We start from the raw sequence: 22,661 nt of genomic DNA on the forward strand, positions 1-22,661 counted from the left end.
AAGCCGACTGGAGACCCGCCTGAACTCAACACGGTTGCTCCCCCGCTGGGGGAGGTTTCAGCCTCGCGCTTTCACCGGCGCGGCGCCGTCGACATAGGCCTCGTTCAGATAGACCTCGGCCTCCTGCGGCGACAGCGCCGGCGCGTAGCCGAAACCCTGGCCGTAGTCGCAGCCCAGCCCTTGCAGGGCCCGGGCCATCTCGGCGTTCTCGACGCCTTCGGCGACAACCTCGAGGTCGAGGTCCTGGCCCAGCTTGACGACCGAGCGCACGATCTTGGCCGAGCCGGCGTTGGCGCCCATGGTCCGCACGAAGTAGCGGTCGATCTTCAGCGTGTCGAACGGCAGGCGCGTCAGGTAGGACAGCGACGAGAAGCCGGTGCCGAAGTCATCCAGCGCTAGGCCGGCGCCCGCCTCGCGCAGGGTCCGCAGCACGACGGCCGCGCGCTCGGGGTCGCGCATGATGTCGCTCTCGGTGACTTCCAGTTTCAGCGCGCCGCGCGGCAGGTTGTTGTCGCGCAGGGTCTGGGCGACGTCGTCCACGAGCCCCGGCCGGTCGATCTCGCCGGTCGACAGGTTGACGCTGACGGTCATGGCGCTCATCGCCGGGTGGCAGGCGCGCCAGATCGACAGCTGGCGGGCGGCCGCGTGCATCATGTGCGCGCCCAGCTCGCTCATCAGCCCCATCTCTTCGATCAGCGGCAGGAACTCGTCCGGCGGCAGCATGCCCCGGCGCGGATGGATCCAGCGGGCCAGGGCCTCGAAGCCCGACAGCGCGCCGGTCGACAAGCGCACCACCGGCTGGAAGTACGGGATGATCTCGCCGCGGCCGATGGCGCCGCGCAGGTCGGCCTCCAGCGCCAGGCGCGACAGGCCATCGGTCTCCATTGAGCGGCCATAGGCGGCGGCGCCGCCACGGCCCGCGGCGGCGGCGGCCTCCACGGCCAGCTCGGCGCGGCGCAATAGTTCGGCCGGATCGGGCGCCTCATGACCGCCCTCGGCCGAGACGGCGCCGACGGACAGCGTGGGGTGAATGTCGAAGCCGGCGATGCGCAGCGGCTGCTCCAGCGCTTCGCGCAGCATCTCGGCGGGCTCGTAGCCGTCGGGCTTGCACAGCACGGCGAACTCGTCCTCGCCGATGCGACCCAGCACCGCGTCGGCCGGGAAGGCGGCGATCAGGCGCGAGCCCAGGGCGGCCAGGACCAGGTCGGCGCGATCATGGCCGAGCGCCTCGTTCAGGCGTCGCAGGCGGTCGAGATCGGCGACGACCAGCTCGTGCGCGCCCGGCTCGGCCAGACGCTCGCGGGCGCGGGTGATGAAGCTGCGGCGATCCAGCAGGCCGGTCAGGTCGCAGCGCTCGGAAGCGGCGAACTTGGTTTCGGCGGCGACCACGCCGGCGGCGCGCACGCCTTCCTCCAGCCAGACGCCGCGCCACAGGTAGACCTCGCCGCCGCGCACGCGGAAGCGGGCGACGACCGGTTGGCCGGGCTCACGGACTTTCAGCACTTCCTCGGCCTGGGCCCGGTCCTGCGGCAGGGCCAGGGCGCGGAAGGCGGCGGAGGAGCATTCGGGGGCCAAAGGACCCAGGCCCAGGGCGCGGGCGGCGCCATTCAGGCGCAGGCGGTCGGACTCGGGCTCCCAGATCCAAAGCGCGACATCGGCCCCGCCCAACGCTTCGAGCGTCGCGGTCGTGTCCCAAATCCGCCGTTCGCCTGTCCGAAAAGACATTCCCGTCCCGCCGCGTCGGCCGCAGTCGCCCTAACTCACTCGGGCGCCACCAAGCCGAACAGACGATGGTCTCGCCAATCGCCGTTAATTTTCAAATAAGCGCGGGCATATCCTTCCTCGGAAAAGCCACATTTCAGCAAAAGGGCGGCCGACGGCGCGTTCTCGGGCATGCACGCGGCTTCCAGGCGGTGGAGGCCCAAGCCCTTGAACGCGAAGCGGATCAGGGTTTCGACGGCGTCGCGCGTGTGGCCCTGGCGGGCGAAGGGCTGGCCGATCCAGTAGCCGATGGTTCCAGTCTGGGCGACGCCACGCCGCACGTGAAAAAGCCGCACGCCGCCGACCAGGGCGTCGTCGGCGCGACGGAAGACCAAGAACGGATAGGCCTCGTCCAGCTCCATTTCGCGCGTATAGGCCGCCAGACGCGCCCGGAACGCGGCGCGGGTCAGGTCATGTTCGGGCCAAACCGGCTCCCACGGCTCCAGGAACGAACGCGACCGCCCCCGCAAGCTGGCCCAGGCCTTGTGGTCGCCGAGTTTCGGCGGTCGCAGATAGACGGCGCGACCTTGCAGGCGGAGCGCGGGACGGGGCTTCAGGAACGACGGAAGCATCGGCGCGTCCTCCGATGTCAGGCGGCGGAGAATAGCGTCTTGTCGAACGCCTCGCCGGCCTTCAGCGAGGTCTTGGCGCCCAGCACCGCCGAGGCAACCCGCCGACCGGAGAGCAACCGGCGGCCTAGTCGCGAAACGTCGTCGGCCGTCACCGCGTCCACCTCGGCGGCCAGCTCCGACGGCGCGTAGAGGCGGTCGAACAGCAGGACCTGCCCCGCCCCCTGCTCGGCCCGCGACAGCGGCTGCTCGCGGGCCATGAACATGTGGGCCTTCAGCTGAGCCTTGGCGCGGGCCAGCTCGGCGTCGTCGATATGCGCGACCAGCTTGGTGAGCTCGCCGGCGCAGACCTTGGCCGTCTCGACCGCGTCCGAGGCCGCGCAGCCGGCATAGATGCCCAACGCGCCGTGGTCGGCGTAGGTGTCGGCATAGGCGTCGATGTTGTAGGCGAGGCCCCGCTTCTCGCGCGCTTCCTGGAACAGGCGCGAGGACATGCCGCCGCCCAACACCTCGGCGAAGATGCGCAGGGCGAAATAGTCCCGGTCGCGCGAGCCGCAGGCGGGCAGCATGAAGACGAGGTGGCTTTGTTCCAGCTTGCGGGCCTCGACCTGCGGACCGCCCACGAAGTCGGCCGCCTCGGGAACCGCCGCGCCGGACTCCGCCGGCAAGTCGCCAAACGCGCGCTCGGCGGCGGCCATCAGCTCGGCCTCCTCGACCGCGCCCGTGGCGCTGATCACCAGGCGGTCCGCCGCATAGAGCGCGCCCCGCCATTGGGACAGGGCCTCGACGCTGGCGGCCTCGACCGTGGCGTCGCTGCCCAGGATCGGCCGCCCCACCGGATGGTCTCCCCAGCTGGCGCGCTGGATCAGGTCGAAGACATAGTCGTCGGGCGCGTCGGCCGCCTCGGCGATCTCCTGCGCGACGACCTGCTTCTCGCGGGCGAGGTCGGCGGGGTCCAGCGTCGGACGCCGCACGAGGTCGGCGATGACCTCCATGCCCAGATCCAGGCCGCCCTTCAGGGCCCGCACCTGGAAGCTGGTGCGCTCATAGCCGGTGGCGGCGTTGATCGAGCCGCCGGCGCTTTCGATCACCTCGACGATGTCACGGGCCGAGCGTCGGCCCGCGCCCTTGAACACCATGTGCTCCAGAAGGTGCGACCAGCCCGACCGGGACGGATCTTCATAGGCCGCGCCGCGGCCGGCCACCACGCTGAGCGCCAGGGTCTCGAGGCCCGGCATCGGATCACAGACGACGCGGACGCCGTTCTTCAGGGTGCGGAGGGTGGCGGTCATTCAGCTCATTGTTTTCCTCACCCGTGAAACGGGGGAGGTGGATCGCTGCGGATACGCAGCGAGACGGAGGGGGCGTTCATATAGGCCGAAAGCGCCCCCTCCACCAGCGGAGCCGGTCCTCGGGCGCGCATAGCGCGACCCGGGGGCTGGTCCCCCTCCCCCGCTTCGCGAGGGAGGAGAAAAGTCAGGTCGTCGCCGCGAAGGTGCGCACGAACGCCTTCACGGCCGCGCCGTCGGCGGGCAGGCGTTCGAACTTCTCCGGCTTCTTGGAAAGGTCCGGCGTGGCGCGCGGCGTCACTGGCGGGACGCCCGTGGCGGCCTGGACGGCTTCCGGGAACTTGGCCGGATGGGCGGTCGACAGCACCACGACGGGCGTCGACGGCTTGACGTCGACGCCGCGCGCGGCCGCGAGGCCCACGGCGGTGTGCGGATCGACGATCTCGCCGGTCTCGTTCAGCGTCGAGAGCATGGTCTTGGCGGTGTCGGCCTCGCTGACCGACGCGCCGCGGAAGAGCTCGCGCATCCAGGCGTGGGCGGCGGGCGGGATGTCGAGCAGGCCCGTGTCGGCGAAGGCGCGGAAGGCGCGCTCGGTCTCGACGGCGTCGCGACGCACGGCCTCGAAGTAGAGGCGCTCAAAGTTGCTGGCGACCTGGATGTCCATGGCCGGGCTCTGGGTCGCGGCCACCGCGCCGCGCGCGTAACGGCCGGTTTCGAAGGCGCGGGCCAGGATGTCGTTGGAGTTGGTCGCCGCCGTGATCGAATGCACCGGCAGGCCCAGCTTCTTGGCGACAAAGGCGGCGTAGGCGTCGCCGAAATTCCCCGTCGGCACCACGAACGCCACTTCGCGGGCCGGCGCGCCCAGGGCGACGGCGGCGGTGAAATAGTAGACGCTCTGCGCCGCGATCCGGGCCCAGTTGATCGAGTTGACGCCCGACAGGTCCACGCCGTGGCGGAACTGGTCGTCTTGGAAGGCCTGTTTGACGATCGCCTGGCAGTCGTCGAACGAACCCAGCACCGAGATGCAGGCGACATTGGCGTCGGTGGCCGTGGTCATGAACCGGCGCTGCACTTCGCTGATCCGCCCTTCGGGGAAGAGCGCGACGATGCGGGCGTTCTTGCGGCCGCGGAACGCCTCGACGGCCGCGCCGCCGGTGTCGCCCGAGGTGGCGCAGATGATGGTCATCTTCCGCGACTGGCGCTCGAGCACGTAGTCGTAGAGCCGTCCCAGCAACTGCATGGCCACGTCCTTGAAGGCCAGGGTCGGGCCGTGGAACAGCTCCAGCAGGAACTGGTTCGGCCCCAGCTGCTTCAGCGGGACGACGGCGGTGTGGGCGAAGGTGGCGTAAGCCTCCTCGCACATCAGGGCCAGGTCTTCCTTGGGGATGTCGTCGCCGACGAACTTGCCGACCACGGCGGTCGCCACCTCGGCGTAGGACTTGCCGGCGAAGGCCGCGATCTCGGACGAGCGGAAGCTCGGCCATTCCGCAGGCACGTACAGGCCGCCGTCGGGGGCCAGGCCGGCCAGCACCGCATCCAGAAAGCCGATGGGCGCGGACTGCCCGCGGGTCGACACGTAACGCATCAGGGTCTCACTCTCCGCCAGAGCATGGCGGCATAGATAAACAGCAGGGTCACGGCAAGACCAAACCACGTCAGGGCGTATTCGAGGTGCCGATTGGAAATTTCTGCCGGAAGCGGCGCGGGCGTGACGCCGGCCGGCGCGGGGGTCTCGCTCTCGGCCATCAGCACCAGGGGCGCGGGCTTACGGCCCGGGAAGCGCTCCAGCACCTTGGCGCGGTCGCCGCCCAGCTGGGCGATCGGCGTCAGCACGCCGACCACGCGGCGGGGCGGGTCGAAGGACCGAGCCGGCGGCGCGACCTGGCCGTTCAGGGCCGGAACCAGCCCCCGATCCACCAGGATCATGTTGTAGGGGCCGGCCAGCACCGCGCACGGCGCCTGGGCGCGCCAGACCACGTCACCTTCGCGGACGCCATAGACCAGCGGCAGCGGCTCGCCGGCCACGTCGCCGCAGTCGACGCTGACCCGCGTCCAGGCCAGGTCCTCGGGGCGGGCCTTTTCCGTCAGCACCTGGACCAGCGGCATGGCCGGCGCCGTCTTCAGCGCCTCGATCCGGGTCAGCACGCCTTCCTTCCAGTGCAGGCGCTGGAGCTGCCAGGCGCCCAGGCCGCAGAGGATGGCGAAGGCGATCGCCGTGGCGATCGTCAGGCCGACGGGGAAGCCGGCTTTCCTCGGAGAGATCTCAGACATCGCGGCGGCCGGCTTCCGAGGCCTTCTGCGCGATCTGGGCGGCGACCATCAGGCCCTTGGCCGGTCGCATCAGGCCTAGAGTGATGACGAACACCGCCGGCAGCCAGACCAGCAGCAGCAGCCACACCGGCCAGTTCCAGGCGAACATCGAGAACAGGGCGCCGAAGGCGCAGACGGTCCCGGCGATCAGGATGACGAAGGTCGCCGCGCCGTCGCCGGTCTCGTACTTGCCCAGCTCGAAACCGCAGGCCTCGCAGACCGGGGTCACCTTCAGGAAGCCGTCGAAGAGATAGCCCTCGCCGCAGTGGGGGCACAGGCCGCGCGCGCCGGCGGCGTAGGGATTGGTCTTGGTCATGGCTTGGAGCCTTTAAACGAAAAAGGCCCGGAACGCTGGTCGGCGTTCCGGGCCCCATCGGAGTGTCCGATCTAGTGGGCCGAGGCCCCGAAGATCACGTAGATGAAGGCGAACAGGAACAGCCAGACGACGTCCACGAAGTGCCAGTACCACGCGGCCGCTTCGAAGCCGAAGTGCTGCTTGGGCGTGAAGGTGCCGTTCATCAGGCGGATCAGGCAGACGATCAGGAAGATCGTACCGACGAACACGTGGAAGCCGTGGAAGCCGGTGGCCAGGAAGAAGGTCGAACCATACAGGCCCGAATTGGCCGCGGCTTCCGAGTAGAACAGCTGCTCGTGGTTGATGTGCGCGTACTCATAGACCTGGATGGTCGTGAACAGCGCGCCCAGCAGGATCGTCAGGATCAGGCCCCACTTGGCGCCCTTGCGGTCGCCGACTTGCAGCGCGTGGTGCGCCCAGGTCACGGTCGTGCCCGACAGCAGCAGCGTCAGGGTGTTGACCAGCGGCAGGTGCCACGGCGAGACGGTCTCGACGCCGGCCGGCGGCCAGGCGGCCCAGGCGGTGCGGACTTCCTCGATCGTGGACAGCGTCCGGTGCTCATGGAACAGCGCCATCTCGAAGAACATCCAGAACCACGCCACGAAGAACATCACTTCCGAGGCGATGAACAGGATCATGCCGTAGCGCAGGCCGATCGAGACGACCGGGGTGTGGTCGCCGGCCTTGGCTTCCTTGGCCACGTCGGCCCACCAGCCGAACATCGTGTAGAGCACGCCGGCCAGGCCCGCGGCGAAGATCGCCCAGTTGCCCTTGTCGATGCCCAGGACGCCGCCCTTGAGCCAGCCGATCAGGCCGATGGCCATAACGGTCGCGGCCATCGAGCCGACGAACGGCCAGGGGCTGGGCGGAAGGATGTGGTAGTCGTGTTTGACGGCGCCGGCCATGTTGCTGCTAACCCTTATATCCCTCTGAGCACGGTCGCTGGTCCCCCCGCGCCGCGATCTTGTTGAATCCTATAGCCCTCTCGACGGCTTGCCGCCAAGAGGCTCGACGATGCGGGGCGTCGTCGCGGCGGCGACTTGGCCCGTCTTGCCTTTGCCGTCTTCGACGGCCGGGAAGAACGTGTAGCTGAGCGTGATCTCGCTCTTGCCCTTGGTCTCGGGATCGTCCGCGAATTGGGGATCCACGAAGTAGACGACCGGGAACTCCACCGTCTGATGGGGCTGGATCGTTTGGCTGGTGAAACAGAAGCACTCCAGCTTCTGGAAGTACGGCCCAGCCGACTCCGGCACCACGTTGTACAGCGCCCGCCCGGTGATCGGCTTGTCGGTCGGATTGGTGACCTTGAAGAAGGCCAGACCCGTGTCGCCGATGCGGACATCCTGGCTGGCCTGCAGGGTCTGGAACTTCCAGGGCAGCTCACGGATGTTGGCGTCGAAGCGGATGGTGACCTTGCGATCGAGAATCCGCGTCGGCTTGGCCTCGGCCTTGCGCACCGTGCCGTCGAAGCCGGTGACCTGGCAGAACAGCTTGTACAGCGGCACGGCGGCGTAGGCCGCGCCGACCATGCCAAAGAAGGCCGCCGCGCAGATCAGCGCGACCCGACCGTTGCGGCGGGCCATGGCCTGCTGCGGAGTCAGGGCCGTCTTGGGGCCCTTGGGGGGCGCCTTAGGGGTGCGGGTGGACATTGCCGCTCAGCCTCACCAGGGTGACCACGAAGACCAGGACGACGAAGGCCGCGAGACCCAGGCCGATGGCGATGTTGCGGCCATCGCGCGCCTTCTTGGCGGCCAGCTTCTCGGCGTCCGTGTCGATCAACTTATTCACTTCAGAAGCTCCAGCGCCTGGACGCCCGTCACGGCCTCGCCCAGCAGGGCGGCGAACAGGGCGAACAGGTAAAGAATCGAGAAGGCGAACAGGTTGCGGGCGGCCTTGGCCCCGGCGGCGCGCTCGTCCTCGGTGACCTCATAGAGCGCCCGGTCGGCGACGCGCGGATCGACCGCATCCCCGGCCTTGCTGGCGAAGACGCGCCAGGCCAGCACCAGGAACACCGCGCCGCCCAGAGCCGCCACGGCCAGGTAGAACGGACCGCCCAGGCCGGTGAGGACCGGGGCCAGACAGATGGGAACGAAGACCAAGCTGTAGAGCAGAATCTGCTTGCGGGTCTCGCGCGCGCCCTTGACCACCGGCAGCATCGGCACGCCGGCCTTGGCGTAGTCGGTGGTGACATACAGCGACAGCGCCCAGAAGTGGGGCGGGGTCCAGAAGAAGATGATGGCGACCATCAGCCAGGCGTTCAGCGGCGCGTGACCGGTCGCGGCCGCCCAGCCGATCGCGGGCGGCAGGGCGCCGGCGAGGCCGCCGATCACGATGTTCTGCGCCGTCCAGCGCTTGAGCCACATCGTGTAGACGACGGCGTAGAAGACGATGGTGAAAGCCAGCAGACCCGCCGCGAACCAGTTGATCGCGAAGCCCAGGAACATCACCGAGAGCAGGGAGAGAACCACGCCCAGCGAGGCGGCCTCCTCGCCCTTGACCTTGCCCGTCGGCACGGGACGGCCGCGCGTGCGGCGCATCTGCTGGTCGATGTCGGCGTCGTACCACATGTTCAGCGCGCCCGAGGCGCCGGCCCCGATCGCGATGCACAGCACCGCCACGGCGCCCAGGATCGGGTGGATGGGCGCGCGCGCGGCCAGCAGCCCCGTCAGGCCCGTGAACACCACCAGCGACATGACGCGCGGCTTCATCAGCTGGAAGTAATCCTGCCAGCGCGCGGCTTGCGAGGCGTCCGCCGTCGGGGTCGAGGCGGTTTCCGGGGTCATGGCGGCGGTCTTCATCGGTGTACGATACTGAGCTTTTCTGTCTCGCTCGATGGGCGAAGGGCGCGGCCAAGACCCTGCTTGGATCCCGACCGCGCCCCCGTTTGGTCCAGTCCGGACGCCACCCTTAGTGGTGGTCGTCCGCCTTGATCACCGGCGGTTCGCTGAACTGGTGGAACGGCGGCGGCGAGGACAGGGTCCATTCCAGCGTGGTGGCGCCTTCGCCCCACGGGTTGGCCTCGGCCTTGCGACGACGGATCGCGGCCTCGATCAGCACCAGCATGAAGATGCCCACGCCGACGACGGTGATCATGTAGCCCACCGACGAGACGTAGTTCCACAGCGCGAAGGCGTCCGGATAGTCCACGTAGCGACGCGGCATGCCCTGCAGGCCCAGGAAGTGCTGCGGGAAGAAGATCAGGTTCACGCCGACGAACATCACCCAGAAGTGGGTCGCGCCGAGGAACTCGTTGTACTTCACGCCCCACATCTTCTCGAACCAGTAGTAGAAGCCCGCGAAGATGGCGAAGACCGCGCCCAGCGACAGCACGTAGTGGAAGTGGGCCACCACGTAGTAGGTGTCGTGCAGGCTGTAGTCGATGCCGGCGTTCGACAGGACGACGCCGGTGACGCCGCCGACCGTGAACAGGAAGATGAAGCCGATGGCCCAGAGCATCGGCGTCTTGAAGTCCAGCGAACCGCCCCACATCGTGGCGATCCAGCTGAAGATCTTCACGCCGGTCGGGACGGCGATGATCATCGTCGCGGCCACGAAGTAGGCGCGCAGGTTGATGCTCATGCCGACGGTGTACATGTGGTGCGCCCACACGACGAAGCCGACGAAGCCGATGGCGACCATCGCGTAGGCCATCGCCAGGTAGCCGAACACCGGCTTCTTGGAGAAGGTCGAGACGATGTGGCTGATGATGCCGAAGCCCGGCAGGATCAGGATGTACACTTCCGGGTGGCCGAAGAACCAGAACAGGTGCTGGAACATGACGGGGTCGCCGCCGGCGGCCGGGTCGAAGAAGTGGGTGCCGAAGTTGCGGTCGGTCAGCAGCATGGTGATGGCGCCGGCCAGGACGGGCAGCGACAGCAGCAGCAGGAAGGCGGTGATCAGCACTGACCAGGCGAACAGCGGCATGCGGTGCAGGGTCATGCCCGGCGCGCGCATGTTGAAGATCGTGGTGATGAAGTTGATCGCGCCCAGGATCGACGAAGCGCCGGCCAGGTGGAGCGACAGGATCGCCAGGTCCATGGCCGGACCCTTGTGACCGATGGTCGACAGCGGCGGATAGATCGTCCAGCCGCCGCCGAAGCCGTGGCCCGGGCCGCCGTCGACGAACATCGACACGCAGAGCAGGATCCAGGCGGCGACCAGCAGCCAGAACGAGATGTTGTTCATCCGCGGGAAGGCCATGTCCGGCGCGCCGATCATGATCGGAACGAACCAGTTGCCGAAGCCGCCGATCATGGCGGGCATGACCATGAAGAAGATCATGATCAGGGCGTGGGCGGTGACCACGGCGTTGTAGCCGTGCTTGCCCTTGAAGACGCCCAGCTGGGCCAGCAGGCCGGTGTCGGAGAACACCTGGATGCCCGGCTCCATCAGCTCCCAGCGGATCAGACCCGACAGGGCGCCGCCGACGATGCCCGCCATGATGGCGAACAGGATGTACAGCGTGCCGATGTCCTTGTGGTTCGTGGAGAAGAACCAGCGGGCAAAGAAGGGCGGCTTGTGGTCGGCGTCGTGGCCGTCCATGTGATGCGTGTCTGCGGCGTGAGCCATCGGACTTTATCCTGCGAGTATCTTAAGCCGCCGGCGCGGCGGGCGCCGCGGCCGGAGCGGAAGCGGGAGCGGCGGCCGGGGTCGCGGCGGGCGTGACAGCGGCCGGAGCGGCTTCGGCGGGGGCGGCGGCCGGAGCCGGCGGGGCCGTCTTCGACTTCACCCAGGCGTCGAATTGAGCCTGCGTCACCACCTGGATCTCGATCGGCATGTTGGCGTGGTCCACGCCGCACAGTTCCGAGCACTGACCGTAGAAGACGCCGGTCTTCTCGGCCTTGAACCAGGTTTCGTTCAGGCGGCCGGGAATCGCGTCGGTCTTCAGACCGAACGCCGGCAGGGCGAAGGCGTGGATCACGTCGGCGCCGGTGACCTGCACGCGGATCACCTGACCGACCGGGACCACCATGGCGTTGTCGGCGGCCAGCAGATACGGGACCTTCTTGGCGTCCGCCTGCTCCTTGGTGAGCGGCAGCGACACGATCTCGCTGATCTTCTGGTCGGGATATTCGTAGCCCCAGTACCACTGATAGCCCGTGGCCTTCACGGTCATGTAGGGCTTGGGCATGTCGTTGTAGTGGAACAGCAGCCGGAACGAGAAGATGGCGATGACCATCAGGATCAGCACCGGCACCAGGGTCCAGATGACCTCGATCGTGGTGTTGTGGCTGAACTTGGCCGGAACCGGGTTCGCCTTCTTGTTATAGCGAACGATGATCCAGATCAGCAGGCCCAGCACCAGCAGGGTGATGGCCGTGATGATCGGCAGCAGGATCACGTTGTGGAACCAGATCGCGTGGTGCTTCAGCTCCGACGCGGCCGGCTGCAGGTCGATCGCTCCCGGCGTCGGCTGCCCCAAAAGATCCTCGGCGAGGGCGTGCCCCGCGAAAACGACACTGGCGGCGAGCGCGCTGGCGCCCGTCAAGACCCGCCGAATCCCCGAAAATTGCGCCTTCATATCCCTCACGGCCCGTTTCGGCGGCGATTTGACGATGATCAATGTCACGCCGCGCCGACTTGCTTATGACGACCTCCGATGCGGTTGCGCGAGCGACGGCGTCCAACAAGACACAAAGTCACTCGCAGCCCGCCCCGAAAAAGGCCGTTCCAGGCTGCATACGCGCATCGCCAGCCGTTGCCAAGCGCCAGAGACCACACTCTGTGCGAGGGTTTGCCGTGCGCGCGTTTCCTCCCGCCTGAACTCAGCCCCCTCCCCGCGCTTCCCGCTATTTCCGCATCATTACGTATCGTTCATGGATAGGTACCTTGCGATACCCAGTACCATGCGGTACCAGTGAGCATCCAAGGAGGCGAGGACGACGTGCCGGAAGCCATTGAAATCCAATTGAAGAAAGGCGTGCTGGCGCTGTGCGTGCTGGCCCTGCTCTCGCACGCCGACAGCTACGCCTACGAGATCGCCAGCAGGCTCACGAGGGACATCGATATGGGGGAAGGGACGATCTATCCGCTGATGCGCCGCATGCAGTCGGATGGGCTGGTCGAGACCTATCTGGTCGAAAGCCAGAGCGGTCCGCCGCGCAAGTACTATCGCCTGACGGCCGAGGGCCGCCGCAGCCTGGAGCAGCAGAAGACCGAGTGGGTCGCCTTCACCCAGGCCGTCAACGCCATCGTGGGAGCCGCCGCATGACCCGCGCCGAGTTCATGACCCGCCTGCGGCGCGGCCTGGCCGGCCTGCCGGTCACCACGATCGCCGACATCGTCGCCGACCACGAAGCCCACTTCGCCGACGCCATGGCCGCCGGCCGCAGCGAGGCCGAGGTGGCCGCCGCCCTGGGCGATCCCGACCGCCTGGCTCGCGAGCTGCGCGCCGAGGCCGGCCTCAAGCAGTGGGAGGAGCGCAAGAACCCTTCCAACGCCATGGCGGCGGTCATCGCCCTTCTGGGCTTGGGCGCCATCGACGTGATCATCCTGCTGCCCCTGCTGATGGGCGTGCTGGGCGCTCTGTTCGGTGTGCTGGTCGCGGTCGTTGCGATCTTCGTCTCGGGCGGTTTCGTCTTCGCCATGGGTCCGCTGACGGCGCCCCCCGGCGGGCCGATAACGGCCTTCCTGGCGGGCCTGGGCCTGATGGGCCTGGCCACCTGCCTGGGCGCGCTGCTGACCCTGGTCACGGTCGCCGTCTTCAACGCGGTCGTCTGGTACGCCCGCCTCCACTACCGGCTGCTCAAGCCGGCCATCGAACAAGCCTGAGCGCAAGAGGAGGGGACCATGTTGATCCGCAACACGCTCATCGTCGCCGGGGCCAGCTTCGCGCTCGCCATCGGCTGTTTCGCCGGGGTGGCGGCCATCGCCGGCCCCGAGATCATGAAGAACGGCTGGACGCTGCCCTTCAGCCGCTATGACGAAACCATCGTCATCCGCGAGAACGGCAAGGTCATTCGCACTGGCCCCGGCCGTGTGTATGGCGAACGGCCCGCGCCGATGATCGACCGCACCTTCGCCTGGACGGGCAAGAGCGACCTGCTCGTCGATCTGCCGGTCGACGTGGTGTTCGTCCAGGGCCCCGAAGCGAAGATCGTCGCCTCGGGCCCCAAGGACTACATCGAGCGGCTGCGCGTCGACGGCGGGCGCCTCAGCCTGGAAGGCAACGACGACATCGATCACGACCGTCTGACGATCGACGCCCTGGGCCTGCGGGTCGAGAGCGACTCCGAGCGGGTGAAGATCACCGTGATCGCGCCGGACGTCACCAAGTTCGACGTCCGGGGGTCCGGCGATCTCGACATCCGCCGCTATGACCATTCGACCATCTCGGTCAGCGCCAGCGGCAGCGGCGACGTCGCGGCGGCGGGACGCGTGGACGCGGCGTCGATCGATAGCTCGGGGTCGGGCCACGTCGACCTTGGCGACTTGAAGGCCAAGGAGGTCAAGGTCAACGTCTCGGGCAGCGGCGGCGGCGCGATCTTCGCCACCCAGCTGGCCCGAATCGACATCTCCGGCAGCGGCGACGTCGAGCTGCGCACCGAGCCCAAGACCGTCAGCAGCGAGATCACCGGTTCGGGCGAAATCCGCCGGGAGTACTGATCCGCGACAAAAGGGGCGGGGTGACGGATGCGATTCGAAAGCCTACCTGTAGGCGCATGAACGCTCCCTTCCCCGCCTCTTCCCTGTCCCTGCTCGACGCGGCCGGCGTCGATCCCGAGCGCGCCCGCCAGGTTCTAGGCGAGGCCCTCGCCGGCGCCGATGACGGCGAACTGTTCCTCGAACGCTCCGAGAGCGAGTCCTTCGTGTTCGACGACGGACGGCTGAAGAGCGCCTCCTACGACAGCGGCGAAGGCTTTGGCCTGCGCGTGGTGGCCGGCGAAACCGCCGGCTACGCCCACGCCGCCGAGATTTCCGAAGCCGCCATCCGCCGCGCCGCGGACTCGGCCAGCCTCGCCAAGCGCGGCCATGCGGGCGTGGCCGCCGAAGGCCCCCGCGCCACCAACGAAAAGCTCTATGGCGAGGACAATCCCGTCGCCTCGCCCGACTTCTCCGACAAGGTCGCCCTGCTCCAGGAGATCGACGCCTTCGCCCGCGCCCGCGATCCGCGGGTGGTGCAGGTCATGGCCTCGATGGCCGGCGAGCGGCGGATCGTCGAAATCCTGCGCGCCGACGGCCGCCTGATCCGCGACGTGCGGCCGCTGGTGCGGGTCAATGTCCAGGTCACGGTCGAGAAGGACGGCCGCCGCGAGACCGGCAGCTCGGGCGCCGGCGGCCGCGCCGGCTTCGCCGCCTGGATCAGCCCGGACAAGTGGCAAGAGCAGGTCGAGGAGTCGCTGCGTCGGGCCTTGGTCAATCTGGACGCCGTCGCCTGCCCCGCCGGCGAGATGGACGTGGTGCTCGGCCCCGGCTGGAACGGCGTGCTGCTGCACGAGGCCGTCGGCCACGGGCTGGAAGGCGACTTCAACCGCAAGGGCATCAGCGCCTTTTCCGGCCGCATCGGCGAGCGGGTCGCCGCCCCCGGCGTCACAGTGTTCGACGACGGCTCGATCGCCGGCCGCCGCGGCTCGCTGACCGTCGACGACGAGGGCACGCCGACCGAACGGACCATCCTGATCGAGGACGGCATCCTCGTCGGCTACATGCACGACCGGATGAGCGCGCGCCTGATGGGCATGAAGGCCACCGGCAACGGTCGCCGCCAGTCCTACGCCCACATGCCCATGCCGCGCATGACCAACACCGGCATGCTGGCGGGCAAGGACGATCCCCAGGAGATGATCGCCTCGCTGAAGCGCGGCCTCTACTGCGCCAGCTTCGGCGGCGGCCAGGTCGACATCACCAACGGCAAGTTCGTCTTCCAGTGCACCGAGGCCTACCTCGTCGAGGACGGCAAGATCACCAGCCCCGTGAAGGGCGCGACCCTGATCGGCGACGGTCCCAGCGCCCTGACCAAGGTGACGATGATCGGCAACGACTTCGACTTCGACCCGGGCATCGGCGTCTGCGGCAAGTCCGGCCAGGGCGTGCCGGTGGGCGTGGGCCAGCCCAGCTTGAAGATCACGGGCCTGACGGTGGGCGGGACGGCGGTCTAGAGCCGCCGCTCCAGATAGGTCACCGTCTTCTTGCCGCCGTGGATCTGGGCCGTTCCCACCGGAACAAAGCCCAGGGCGGCGTGAAAAGCGTCCGACGCCGGATTGGGCGGGTCGGAATTGACCTCGCAGACGATGCGCTCATGGCCGGCGGCGCGGGCGGCGGCGAAGAGGTCGTCGTACAGCCGGCGCGCCAGGCCCCTGCCCCGCGCCGCATCGGCGACAACGACCCGGTCGACATAGACGAAGCGGCTGAAGCGCCCCTTGAACCACAGGAAGTTGACGCTGTCATAGTCGGCGTCCTGGTCAAAGGCCAGCAGCAGGGCCTCGGCGACGCCGACGCGACGCGCGACAAACGCCTCCGCGACCAGCTTGGCGAGCCGCTCCGGCTCCAGCCAGGAAAGCTCCAGCGCGTGATCGTTGTTGAGGGCCAGCAAGGCCTCGCCGGCGACGCCAGCCAGATCATCTGGAGTCAGAGCCGTCGTTGCGTCGCCCATGCCGTCTCCGCAGCCTTTTCTGTCGAAGGTTTAATCCAGATTTCAGGCTTGTAACTTCCACCGAGCCGCCGGTGACGGCACGCTGCCCGCAAGTCCGGCGACCGTCACAATAGTCGCAACGATGGCGGCTACGCCGGCCCCGGACCTTTCGAATCGCGCGGCCAGCCGCCGCGCTCAGGGCTTCGGGTAGGAGCGGAAAGCGGTCCGGCGATTTGAGCCATCGTCGGGCCGTTCCCACCTGGAGTAGGGACGTGGCCCCTCCACGTCCCGGGAAGGGCCCCGGAATCGTCGCCGGGGCCCTTCGTTCGTTCAGGCCGTCACATCGTCGGCGCCGTGCGACCACTTCTTGAGGATCGGCGACAGGGCCAGGAACAGCACGCCGATCGCGACGGCGACCAGCCCGATGACGTTGAACACCTTCAGCGACGAGGCCAGCGCCAGGGCGGGGTCGAGGACCTGTCCGCCGACCGTCTCGGTCGCCGCCAGGCCCGCGATCTTGCCGCCGACCCACTGGGCGATGGCCAGGGCCAGGAACCAGACGGCCATCATGAACGAGACCATCGACAGCGGCGACAGCTTGGTCATCTGCGACAGGCCGACCGGCGACATGCACATCTCGCCGGTGGTGTGCAGCATGTACATCAGCACCAGGAAGATCAGCGGCAGGCGGAACGCGCCGTCGGCGAAGGTCGCGCCCCACTTCAGCAGCAGGAAGCCCGCCCCGACCTGGATCAGCGCCAGGCCGAACTTAATCACCGGGTTGGGATCGCGGCCGCGCGCGCCCAGGAAGGTCCAGAGCGCGGCGAAGACCGGGGCGAAGATCAGGATCCAGCCCGCGTTCAGCATCTGGGTCTGTGGGGCGTTAAAGCTGGTGTTGACCCAGAAGGTCGACGCCGGATCGATGCCGGCCGCCTTCAGCTGGTCGCTCGTGGCCAGGGTGATCGCCCCGCCCAGCAGGCGCACCGGCTCGCGCACCAGGTCCAGCTGGACATTGGTCGCGGCGAACAGGCTGAGCGAGGAGCCGGCCTGTTCGAACAGGGTCCAGAACACCACCGCCCCGAAGATCAGGAACACGGCGAGAGCCAGGCGCTCGCGCTCGGCCTTGGCGCACTTGGTCGCCATGAACCAGCCGATATAGCCCAGGGACGCGATGATGCCGACGTTCAGGGTCATGCCGACGACGCCGTTGAACTGCACCAGGAAGAAGATGCCGACGAGGCCCAGCAGCGAGACGGCGTAGATCATCGTCTCCAGGCTGAGCGGGCCCAGGACCTTCTTCTTGAGGGCCTCGGGATGTGGCGGCTCGGCCTTGTTCTCCAGCCAGGGCTTGCCCAGCACGAAAACGACAAAGCCGGCCAGCATGCCTAGGCCCGCCAGGCCAAAGCCCGCCCACCAGCCGACGCTGACGCCCAGCAGGCCGCACAGGATCGACGCCCAGAACGAGCCCAGGTTGATACCGTAGTAGTAGAGGGTGAAGCCCGGGTCGCGACGCGGATCGCCTTGCGGGTACAGCTGTCCGACGATCGTGGAGATATTCGGCTTCAGGAAGCCGACGCCCAAGATGATCAGCGACAGGGCGAACCAGAAGACGTTCAGATAGAAGGGGTCACGACCGGCGACGTCCAGCTTGTAGTCGGCCTTGGGCAGAACGGCGGGAAGGGGCGCGTCGGCGGGCAGGCCCTCGATCTCGAAGTCGCCCGCCTTGGTGGCGGCCACCTCGTAGGGCTTGCCGGCGACGACGAGGCGCGACACGCGCTCTTGGCCTCGGCCTTCGGACTGGAACTCATAGGTCGCGCCGCCATAGGTCAGGGTCTGGACGGCGGGTTTGCCCTCCACCGCCATGGCCAGGTGACCCGCCACCAGCAGCAAAGCGCCGAACGCCACGGCCTTGCGCGTGCCCAGCCACTTGTCGGCCAACATGCCGCCCAACAGCGGCAGCAGATAGACCAGCGAGGTGTAGGAGCCGTAGTGGCCCGACGCCGTCTTCGGGTCGAACAGGAAGTGCTGCGTCAGATAGAAGATCAGGATCGCCCGCATGCCGTAGTAGGAGAACCGCTCCCACATCTCGGCCAGAAAGCAGATGATCAGGCCGCGCGGATGGCCCTTGAGCAGCTGGATCAGGACGGGAATTCCGGTCACGAGCGTGATCAGGACGCCCGCGGCGATAACGATGTTCATACCCAAGCCTTGCCCAAGCTTTTAAGAAACGTGACGGGCCGCGCGGGCCGTCCCGGCGCGCCCCCTCGACGCGGTCCGGGTCAAATCGCCCTCGCCGACCCCGATGGCCGGGGAGAAGATCACGCGGCCGGACGTTTCACAAGCAACGGCTTGCCGTTGCAGCCCGCGCCGCGCCCTCAGGCGGGAGCTTGGCCGCGCCTCCGCGCGTTGATCGTCCGACGTTTTGTTTCTCGGGAGCCGAAGATGAAGATCCCCGACGCCAGCCATCCGATCACGATCGACCACGTCTCGGGCGTGGTGCGGGTGATCTTCGAGGGTCACGAAATCGCCGACAGCGACGACGTGCTCGTACTGCGCGAGGCCGACTATCCGCCGGTCTATTACTTCTCGCGCGACAGCGTGCAGATGCCGTTCCTGCGCCGCACCGACAAGGTGACCCACTGCCCCTACAAGGGCGACGCGGCCTATTTCACCATCTACCGAGACCGCCAGATCATCGAGAACGCGGCCTGGTCCTACGAGGACCCCTATGCGGCCGTCGGGCCGATCGCCGGGCGCGTGGCCTTCTATCCCGAGCACGTGGAGTTCCAGCTGGACGACCGCTCGCCCGCCGAGACCGAGGCGATGGATGTCGACGAGGTGGTGCGCCACACCGACAGCGGCTCGGGAAACAGCCAGGCCCAGCGCTGGCCGCCAAACGTCGACATGCCCGACACAGACAAGGCCGAGCCCGAGCTCGACCCGCCCTACAAGGGCGTGGGTGCCATTTAGCCGCACCCCGTCGCCATTTGGTCGCATCCCGCCGGACTTAAGTCCGCGTTAAGAGCTGCTGGCGCGACCCTATGGTCGAGCTCCCGGCAGAGGGGCGCGGAGGAAACCCATGGCCTACGTTTCTTTCAATCACGCGGACGCCGTTCACGCCGCGACCGACCGTCCCCCCATCGCCTGGGGCCGGCTTGCGGCGGTCGCCTTTGCGCTTGGCTCCTGGGTGGCCATCATCGCCGGCGTGCGGGCGATCTTCTAGCCGCCGCCTAGTAGGCGCAGTCGGTGAACACCCGGCCGATGTCGCCCTTCCAGTCGCCGTTGTAGAGCGCCAGCAGGCGTTCGGCGGGGGTGATCCCACTGTCGGCGATCTCTTCCAGGTCGCCGAGATAGATCGTCTCGTCCAGGAAGCCGCCGTTCAGCTGGGCGCGGTTCTTCAGGCCCGACTTGGCGATGGCGACGAAGTCCTTGGCCACGTCCTGCACCGTGCGGCCGGCGACGGTCGCCTTGAGGCCAAGACGCGGCACGTCGCGACGCAGGCCTTCGCGATCCTCGATCGTCCAGTCCTTGCAGAGGTCCCAGGCCGCCGCCAGGGCCGCGTCGTCGTAGAAGACGCCGGTCCACAGCGCCGGCAGGGCGCAGAGGCGGCTCCAGGGCCCGGCGTCGGCGCCGCGCATCTCGAGATAGGTCTTCAGCCGCACTTCCGGGAAGGCGGTCGTGGTGTGGTCGGCCCAGTCCTTCATCGTGGCGATCTCGCCCGGCAGCTCGGGCAGCTTGCCCTCGATGAAGTCGCGGAAGGATCGGCCGGCCACGTCGATGTACTTGTCGCCGCGCTTGACGAAGTACATCGGCACATCGAGGGCGTAGCGCGCGTAGCGCTCGAAATCGAAGCCGTCCTCGAACACGAACGACAAGAGGCCCGTGCGGTCGGCGTCGGTGTCGGTCCAGACGTTGGCGCGGGCCGACAGGAAACCGTTCGGCTTGCCTTCGGTGAACGGGGAATTGGCGAACAGGGCCGTGGCGATTGGCTGCAGGGCCAGGCTCATGCGGAACTTGGCGACCATGTCGGCTTCGCTGGAGAAGTCGAGATTGGCCTGCACCGTGCAGGTGCGCAGCATCATGTCGAGGCCGAGGTTACCGACCTTGGGCATGTACTCGCGCATGATGACGTACCGGCCCTTGGGCATGACCGGCACCTCTTCGCGCTTCCACAGCGGCGAGAAGCCCAGGCCCACGAAGCCCAAGCCCAGCTCGTCGGCGACGGTCTTCACCTCGTCGAGGTGCTTGCCGGTCTCGTCGCAGATGTCGTGCATGGTCTTGAGCGGCGCGCCCGACAGCTCGAACTGCCCGCCTGGCTCCAGGCTGACATTGGCGCCATTGCGCTCCAGCCCGATGATCGTCGGGCCTTCCATGACAGGCGTCCAGCCAAAGCGCTGCAGGCCGGTCAGCAGGGCGTGGATTCCCTTGTCGCCCTCGTAGGGCACAGGGGCGTGCGAGCCCAGATAGAAGCCGAACTTCTCGTGCTCGGCGCCCACGCGGAACGCCGCCTTGGGCTTGCAGCCCCGCGCGAAATAGTCGGTCAGGTCGGAGAGCGTCAGCGGACGCTCCTGGACGCTAGCGATGTCGGCCATGCAAGCCGTCCCTCCCCAGGGGTTTCGATGCTGCGGGAGGAGAGGGCCCATTCTCTCCGCCGACGGCGATACTACTCGGTCACGCCCAGTTGGGCGTTTTCTTTGCGAACCTCAAGGGGCAGCCCTGAGCTTAATTCTATCGCCAATCCCCAGCCGCAGCCTGCCAGAGCGTCATGGCCGAGATCGCGGCGGTGTCGGCGCGCAGGATGCGAGGCCCCAGCGACACCGGCGTGACGAAGGAAAGTCCTCGCAGCCGTTCGCGTTCCTCGGGGGCGAAACCGCCCTCCGGGCCGATCAGAATCGCGGCCGGGGCGCTGGTCCCCGCAAGCGCCTCGATCGCCGGCCTGGCGTCGCCGCCCTCGTCGCAGAAGACGAGGCGTCGCGCCGGGTCCCAGCCGTCCAGGATCTTGTCCAGCTTCTCGGGATCGAGGATCTCGGGCACGTCGAGGCGACCGGTCTGCTCGGCGGCCTCCATGGCGATGGCGTCCAGGCGGCCCAGCTTGACGAAGTCGACATTCGTGCGGCGCGTGATCGTCAGGCGAACGCGGCGCGCGCCCAGCTCGGCGGCCTTCTCCACGATGGTCTCGACCCGGCCGCGCTTAACCATGGCGATGATCAGGTCGAGGTCCGGCCCCGTCTCCATGGGCCGGGTCTGAGCGTCGGCCTTCAACAGGCAGCCGCGCTTGGTCGCCTCGACGATGCTGGCGCGCCATTCGCCGTCGCGGCCATTGAACAGCAACACCTCGTCGCCGACCGACAGTCGCATGACCGAGGTCAGGTAGCGGGACTGGTCGACGGTGGGGACGACGCCGGCGCCGGCCGACAGGTCGTTGGGAACGAAAAGACGGATCATGGCGTCCTTCTAGCGCAACTCTACTTTTGAGGGGTAGGCTCGCCGTCATGAGCAAATCCGACGACTACGACAACGAGCTCGTCCAGCTGCAGCTGGCGCTGATCGCCATGCAAAAGAAGGCCATCAAGGACGGCTGGAAGATCCTGGCCATCTTCGAGGGCCGCGACGCGGCGGGCAAGGACGGCACGATCGCCCGCATCGTCGAGCATCTCTCCAAGCGCGCCACCATGGTCGTCGCCCTGCCCAAGCCGAGCGATCGCGAAGCCAGCGAGTGGTATTTCCAGCGCTATGTCGAATATCTGCCGGCCTGCGGCGAGGCGGTGCTGTTCAACCGCTCCTGGTACAACCGCGCCGGGGTCGAGCGGGTGATGGACTTCTCGACGCCCAAGCAGCAGGAGCAGTTCCTGCGCGACGTGCCCGCCTTCGAGCGGATGCTGGTGGAGAACGACACCCGCTACGTGAAGTTCTGGCTCGACATCAGCCGCGAGGAGCAGGCCAAGCGCTTGAAGGCCCGCCGCGAGGACCCGCTGAAGGCCTTCAAGACCAGCGACCTCGACAAGGTCGCCGAGGAGAAGTGGGACGCCTACACCGAGGCGCGCGACGAGATGCTGATGCGCACCCACAGCGACGTCGCGCCGTGGATCTGCGTTCGCGCCGACCACAAGAAGGCCGCGCGGCTCAACGTCATCCGCTGGCTGCTGCACGCCGCCGGCGACAAGAAGATCGCCAAGGCGGTGGCCAAGCCCGATCCGGAAGTGATCTTCTCGTTCGAACCCAGCGCGCTTGAGGACGGGCGGCTGGCGCGGTGAACCTTCTCCCCCTGCGGGAGAAGGTGGCCCGAAGGGCCGGATGAGGGGTCGCGCCAGTCTTTGATGATTGGCCGATGGCCAGCGTGAGAGCCGGATAGGACTTTCAACCCCTCATCCGGCAGCCTGCGGCCGCCACCTTCTCCCGCAAGGGGAGAAGGATTCACTAGCGCGTCTTCCGCGCCTTCCGCTCGGCCGCGATCGCCGCGTTCTGGGCCACCCGATGCCTGACAATGTCTTCCACTAACTCCGGCGGCAGGGGCGCGTCGGGCTGGAAGCGGATCGTGCCCTTGGCGGTCTCGAAGCCCTTCAGGCGATCGGCGAACTGCGTGATCACCGCGCCGGGATAGAAGGCGCAATGCTTCGCCGCCGCGCCGAAGTGCACCAGATTGCCGTTCAGCTTGAAGGTCGGCAGGCCGTAGCTGATGGCCTCCTCGGCCCCCGGCGCCAGGGCGCGGATCTGGCCGCGAAGGGTCTCCAACGCCGCCCGCTGCTCGGCGGGCAGCTTTGAGAGATAGTCGTCGATGGACGCGGCGGGGGGCTTCATCATCGGTC

24 protein-coding genes are annotated in these 22,661 nt (G+C 67.9%); 7 read left to right on the top strand and 17 right to left on the bottom strand.

Going from position 1 to position 22,661, the window contains the following annotated elements; genetic code table 11:
• Positions 1-57: 57 nt before the first annotated feature.
• From AX690_RS10380 to coxB, 12 genes are all read right to left on the bottom strand, one after another.
• Positions 58-1,725: a bifunctional diguanylate cyclase/phosphodiesterase gene (locus AX690_RS10380; RefSeq protein WP_066680382.1), complete on the bottom strand. Its 1,668-nt coding sequence runs from the start codon at positions 1,723-1,725 to the stop codon at positions 58-60.
• 35 nt (positions 1,726-1,760) lie between these two features.
• Positions 1,761-2,333, bottom strand: a complete 573-nt coding sequence (locus AX690_RS10385; RefSeq protein WP_066680380.1) for a GNAT family N-acetyltransferase — start codon at positions 2,331-2,333, stop codon at positions 1,761-1,763.
• A gap of 17 nt (positions 2,334-2,350) precedes the next feature.
• Positions 2,351-3,622, bottom strand: a complete 1,272-nt coding sequence (locus tag AX690_RS10390; protein WP_066680379.1) for a pitrilysin family protein — start codon at positions 3,620-3,622, stop codon at positions 2,351-2,353.
• A gap of 184 nt (positions 3,623-3,806) precedes the next feature.
• On the bottom strand, positions 3,807-5,204 hold the full coding sequence (thrC, locus tag AX690_RS10395; RefSeq protein WP_066680378.1) for a threonine synthase: 1,398 nt from the start codon (positions 5,202-5,204) through the stop codon (positions 3,807-3,809).
• The gene (locus AX690_RS10400; protein ID WP_066680377.1) at positions 5,204-5,890 is read right to left on the bottom strand and encodes an SURF1 family protein; all 687 of its coding nucleotides are present in this window, start codon (positions 5,888-5,890) and stop codon (positions 5,204-5,206) included. Before AX690_RS10400 ends, thrC begins: the two co-directional genes overlap by 1 nt.
• Complete coding sequence (locus AX690_RS10405; RefSeq protein WP_066680376.1) at positions 5,883-6,245, bottom strand: DUF983 domain-containing protein; 363 nt, start codon at positions 6,243-6,245, stop codon at positions 5,883-5,885. Before AX690_RS10405 ends, AX690_RS10400 begins: the two co-directional genes overlap by 8 nt.
• 71 nt (positions 6,246-6,316) lie before the next feature.
• The gene (locus tag AX690_RS10410; RefSeq protein ID WP_066680375.1) at positions 6,317-7,189 is read right to left on the bottom strand and encodes a cytochrome c oxidase subunit 3; all 873 of its coding nucleotides are present in this window, start codon (positions 7,187-7,189) and stop codon (positions 6,317-6,319) included.
• A gap of 69 nt (positions 7,190-7,258) precedes the next feature.
• Positions 7,259-7,933, bottom strand: coding sequence for a cytochrome c oxidase assembly protein (locus tag AX690_RS10415; RefSeq protein ID WP_197426837.1), 675 nt, complete (start codon positions 7,931-7,933; stop codon positions 7,259-7,261).
• Positions 7,914-8,072, bottom strand: coding sequence for a hypothetical protein (locus tag AX690_RS23285; RefSeq protein WP_082769606.1), 159 nt, complete (start codon positions 8,070-8,072; stop codon positions 7,914-7,916). The genes AX690_RS10415 and AX690_RS23285 overlap by 20 nt, the downstream gene beginning before the upstream one ends.
• Positions 8,069-9,082, bottom strand: coding sequence for a heme o synthase (locus tag AX690_RS10420; protein ID WP_197426838.1), 1,014 nt, complete (start codon positions 9,080-9,082; stop codon positions 8,069-8,071). Before AX690_RS10420 ends, AX690_RS23285 begins: the two co-directional genes overlap by 4 nt.
• A gap of 109 nt (positions 9,083-9,191) precedes the next feature.
• Positions 9,192-10,853, bottom strand: a complete 1,662-nt coding sequence (ctaD, locus tag AX690_RS10425) for a cytochrome c oxidase subunit I (RefSeq protein WP_066680374.1) — start codon at positions 10,851-10,853, stop codon at positions 9,192-9,194.
• A 22-nt stretch (positions 10,854-10,875) separates the two neighbouring features.
• Positions 10,876-11,805, bottom strand: coding sequence for a cytochrome c oxidase subunit II (gene coxB, locus AX690_RS10430; protein ID WP_066680373.1), 930 nt, complete (start codon positions 11,803-11,805; stop codon positions 10,876-10,878).
• 363 nt (positions 11,806-12,168) lie between these two features.
• Here coxB and AX690_RS10435 point away from each other — a divergent pair, with 363 nt between their 5' ends.
• From AX690_RS10435 to tldD, 4 genes are read left to right on the top strand one after another with little or no spacing between them, the layout of a single operon-like run.
• Entirely contained in the window at positions 12,169-12,495 is a 327-nt protein-coding gene (locus AX690_RS10435; protein ID WP_066680384.1) for a PadR family transcriptional regulator, read from the top strand.
• Positions 12,492-13,055 carry a DUF1700 domain-containing protein gene (locus AX690_RS10440; RefSeq protein ID WP_066680372.1) on the top strand — a complete coding sequence of 188 codons (564 nt, stop codon included), beginning with the start codon at positions 12,492-12,494 and terminating at the stop codon, positions 13,053-13,055. Before AX690_RS10435 ends, AX690_RS10440 begins: the two co-directional genes overlap by 4 nt.
• A gap of 18 nt (positions 13,056-13,073) precedes the next feature.
• Complete coding sequence (locus AX690_RS10445; protein WP_066680371.1) at positions 13,074-13,889, top strand: GIN domain-containing protein; 816 nt, start codon at positions 13,074-13,076, stop codon at positions 13,887-13,889.
• Positions 13,890-13,945: 56 nt separating this feature from the next.
• Positions 13,946-15,382, top strand: coding sequence for a metalloprotease TldD (tldD, locus tag AX690_RS10450; RefSeq protein ID WP_066680370.1), 1,437 nt, complete (start codon positions 13,946-13,948; stop codon positions 15,380-15,382).
• Here tldD and AX690_RS10455 read toward each other — a convergent pair.
• Both AX690_RS10455 and AX690_RS10460 read right to left on the bottom strand, forming a co-directional pair.
• Positions 15,379-15,876: a GNAT family N-acetyltransferase gene (locus tag AX690_RS10455; RefSeq protein ID WP_066680369.1), complete on the bottom strand. Its 498-nt coding sequence runs from the start codon at positions 15,874-15,876 to the stop codon at positions 15,379-15,381. The genes tldD and AX690_RS10455 overlap by 4 nt on opposite strands.
• Before the next feature lie 309 nt (positions 15,877-16,185).
• Positions 16,186-18,054, bottom strand: coding sequence for a peptide MFS transporter (locus tag AX690_RS10460; RefSeq protein WP_066680368.1), 1,869 nt, complete (start codon positions 18,052-18,054; stop codon positions 16,186-16,188).
• Between the two features lie 243 nt (positions 18,055-18,297).
• On the opposite strand from AX690_RS10460, the gene AX690_RS10465 reads away from it, so the two are divergent.
• Entirely contained in the window at positions 18,298-18,825 is a 528-nt protein-coding gene (locus AX690_RS10465) for a DUF427 domain-containing protein (protein ID WP_066680362.1), read from the top strand.
• Between the two features lie 109 nt (positions 18,826-18,934).
• The gene (locus tag AX690_RS23290; RefSeq protein WP_082769607.1) at positions 18,935-19,078 is read left to right on the top strand and encodes a hypothetical protein; all 144 of its coding nucleotides are present in this window, start codon (positions 18,935-18,937) and stop codon (positions 19,076-19,078) included.
• Positions 19,079-19,085: 7 nt separating this feature from the next.
• On the opposite strand, the gene AX690_RS10470 is transcribed toward AX690_RS23290, so the two are convergent.
• Positions 19,086-20,447: a glutamate--cysteine ligase gene (locus tag AX690_RS10470; RefSeq protein WP_066680360.1), complete on the bottom strand. Its 1,362-nt coding sequence runs from the start codon at positions 20,445-20,447 to the stop codon at positions 19,086-19,088.
• Between the two features lie 136 nt (positions 20,448-20,583).
• On the bottom strand, positions 20,584-21,300 hold the full coding sequence (locus tag AX690_RS10475; RefSeq protein WP_066680358.1) for a 16S rRNA (uracil(1498)-N(3))-methyltransferase: 717 nt from the start codon (positions 21,298-21,300) through the stop codon (positions 20,584-20,586).
• Between the two features lie 47 nt (positions 21,301-21,347).
• Here AX690_RS10475 and ppk2 point away from each other — a divergent pair, with 47 nt between their 5' ends.
• Complete coding sequence (gene ppk2, locus AX690_RS10480) at positions 21,348-22,109, top strand: polyphosphate kinase 2 (RefSeq protein WP_066680356.1); 762 nt, start codon at positions 21,348-21,350, stop codon at positions 22,107-22,109.
• A gap of 163 nt (positions 22,110-22,272) precedes the next feature.
• Here ppk2 and AX690_RS10485 read toward each other — a convergent pair whose 3' ends face one another.
• Entirely contained in the window at positions 22,273-22,656 is a 384-nt protein-coding gene (locus tag AX690_RS10485; protein ID WP_066680354.1) for an iron chaperone, read from the bottom strand.
• Positions 22,657-22,661: the final 5 nt, after the last annotated feature.

It is taken from the genome of Caulobacter sp. CCH9-E1, from assembly GCF_001556515.1.
Classification (GTDB): domain Bacteria; phylum Pseudomonadota; class Alphaproteobacteria; order Caulobacterales; family Caulobacteraceae; genus Caulobacter.

Excerpts from the sequence above, each read along its gene's own strand:
- AX690_RS10485 (WP_066680354.1), bottom strand. The coding sequence starts at position 22,656 with ATGATGAAGCCCCCCGCCGCGTCCATCGACGACTATCTCTCAAAGCTG.
- AX690_RS10415 (WP_197426837.1), bottom strand. The coding sequence starts at position 7,933 with ATGTCCACCCGCACCCCTAAGGCGCCCCCCAAGGGCCCCAAGACGGCC.
- ctaD (WP_066680374.1), bottom strand. The coding sequence starts at position 10,853 with ATGGCTCACGCCGCAGACACGCATCACATGGACGGCCACGACGCCGAC.
- AX690_RS10390 (WP_066680379.1), bottom strand. The coding sequence starts at position 3,622 with ATGACCGCCACCCTCCGCACCCTGAAGAACGGCGTCCGCGTCGTCTGT.
- AX690_RS10410 (WP_066680375.1), bottom strand. The coding sequence starts at position 7,189 with ATGGCCGGCGCCGTCAAACACGACTACCACATCCTTCCGCCCAGCCCC.
- AX690_RS23290 (WP_082769607.1), top strand. The coding sequence starts at position 18,935 with ATGGCCTACGTTTCTTTCAATCACGCGGACGCCGTTCACGCCGCGACC.
- AX690_RS10475 (WP_066680358.1), bottom strand. The coding sequence starts at position 21,300 with ATGATCCGTCTTTTCGTTCCCAACGACCTGTCGGCCGGCGCCGGCGTC.
- AX690_RS10380 (WP_066680382.1), bottom strand. The coding sequence starts at position 1,725 with ATGTCTTTTCGGACAGGCGAACGGCGGATTTGGGACACGACCGCGACG.
- AX690_RS10405 (WP_066680376.1), bottom strand. The coding sequence starts at position 6,245 with ATGACCAAGACCAATCCCTACGCCGCCGGCGCGCGCGGCCTGTGCCCC.
- thrC (WP_066680378.1), bottom strand. The coding sequence starts at position 5,204 with ATGCGTTACGTGTCGACCCGCGGGCAGTCCGCGCCCATCGGCTTTCTG.
- tldD (WP_066680370.1), top strand. The coding sequence starts at position 13,946 with ATGAACGCTCCCTTCCCCGCCTCTTCCCTGTCCCTGCTCGACGCGGCC.
- AX690_RS10465 (WP_066680362.1), top strand. The coding sequence starts at position 18,298 with ATGAAGATCCCCGACGCCAGCCATCCGATCACGATCGACCACGTCTCG.
- AX690_RS10400 (WP_066680377.1), bottom strand. The coding sequence starts at position 5,890 with ATGTCTGAGATCTCTCCGAGGAAAGCCGGCTTCCCCGTCGGCCTGACG.
- AX690_RS10460 (WP_066680368.1), bottom strand. The coding sequence starts at position 18,054 with ATGAACATCGTTATCGCCGCGGGCGTCCTGATCACGCTCGTGACCGGA.
- AX690_RS10420 (WP_197426838.1), bottom strand. The coding sequence starts at position 9,082 with ATGAAGACCGCCGCCATGACCCCGGAAACCGCCTCGACCCCGACGGCG.
- AX690_RS10445 (WP_066680371.1), top strand. The coding sequence starts at position 13,074 with ATGTTGATCCGCAACACGCTCATCGTCGCCGGGGCCAGCTTCGCGCTC.
- coxB (WP_066680373.1), bottom strand. The coding sequence starts at position 11,805 with ATGAAGGCGCAATTTTCGGGGATTCGGCGGGTCTTGACGGGCGCCAGC.
- ppk2 (WP_066680356.1), top strand. The coding sequence starts at position 21,348 with ATGAGCAAATCCGACGACTACGACAACGAGCTCGTCCAGCTGCAGCTG.
- AX690_RS10470 (WP_066680360.1), bottom strand. The coding sequence starts at position 20,447 with ATGGCCGACATCGCTAGCGTCCAGGAGCGTCCGCTGACGCTCTCCGAC.
- AX690_RS10455 (WP_066680369.1), bottom strand. The coding sequence starts at position 15,876 with ATGGGCGACGCAACGACGGCTCTGACTCCAGATGATCTGGCTGGCGTC.
- AX690_RS10385 (WP_066680380.1), bottom strand. The coding sequence starts at position 2,333 with ATGCTTCCGTCGTTCCTGAAGCCCCGTCCCGCGCTCCGCCTGCAAGGT.
- AX690_RS10440 (WP_066680372.1), top strand. The coding sequence starts at position 12,492 with ATGACCCGCGCCGAGTTCATGACCCGCCTGCGGCGCGGCCTGGCCGGC.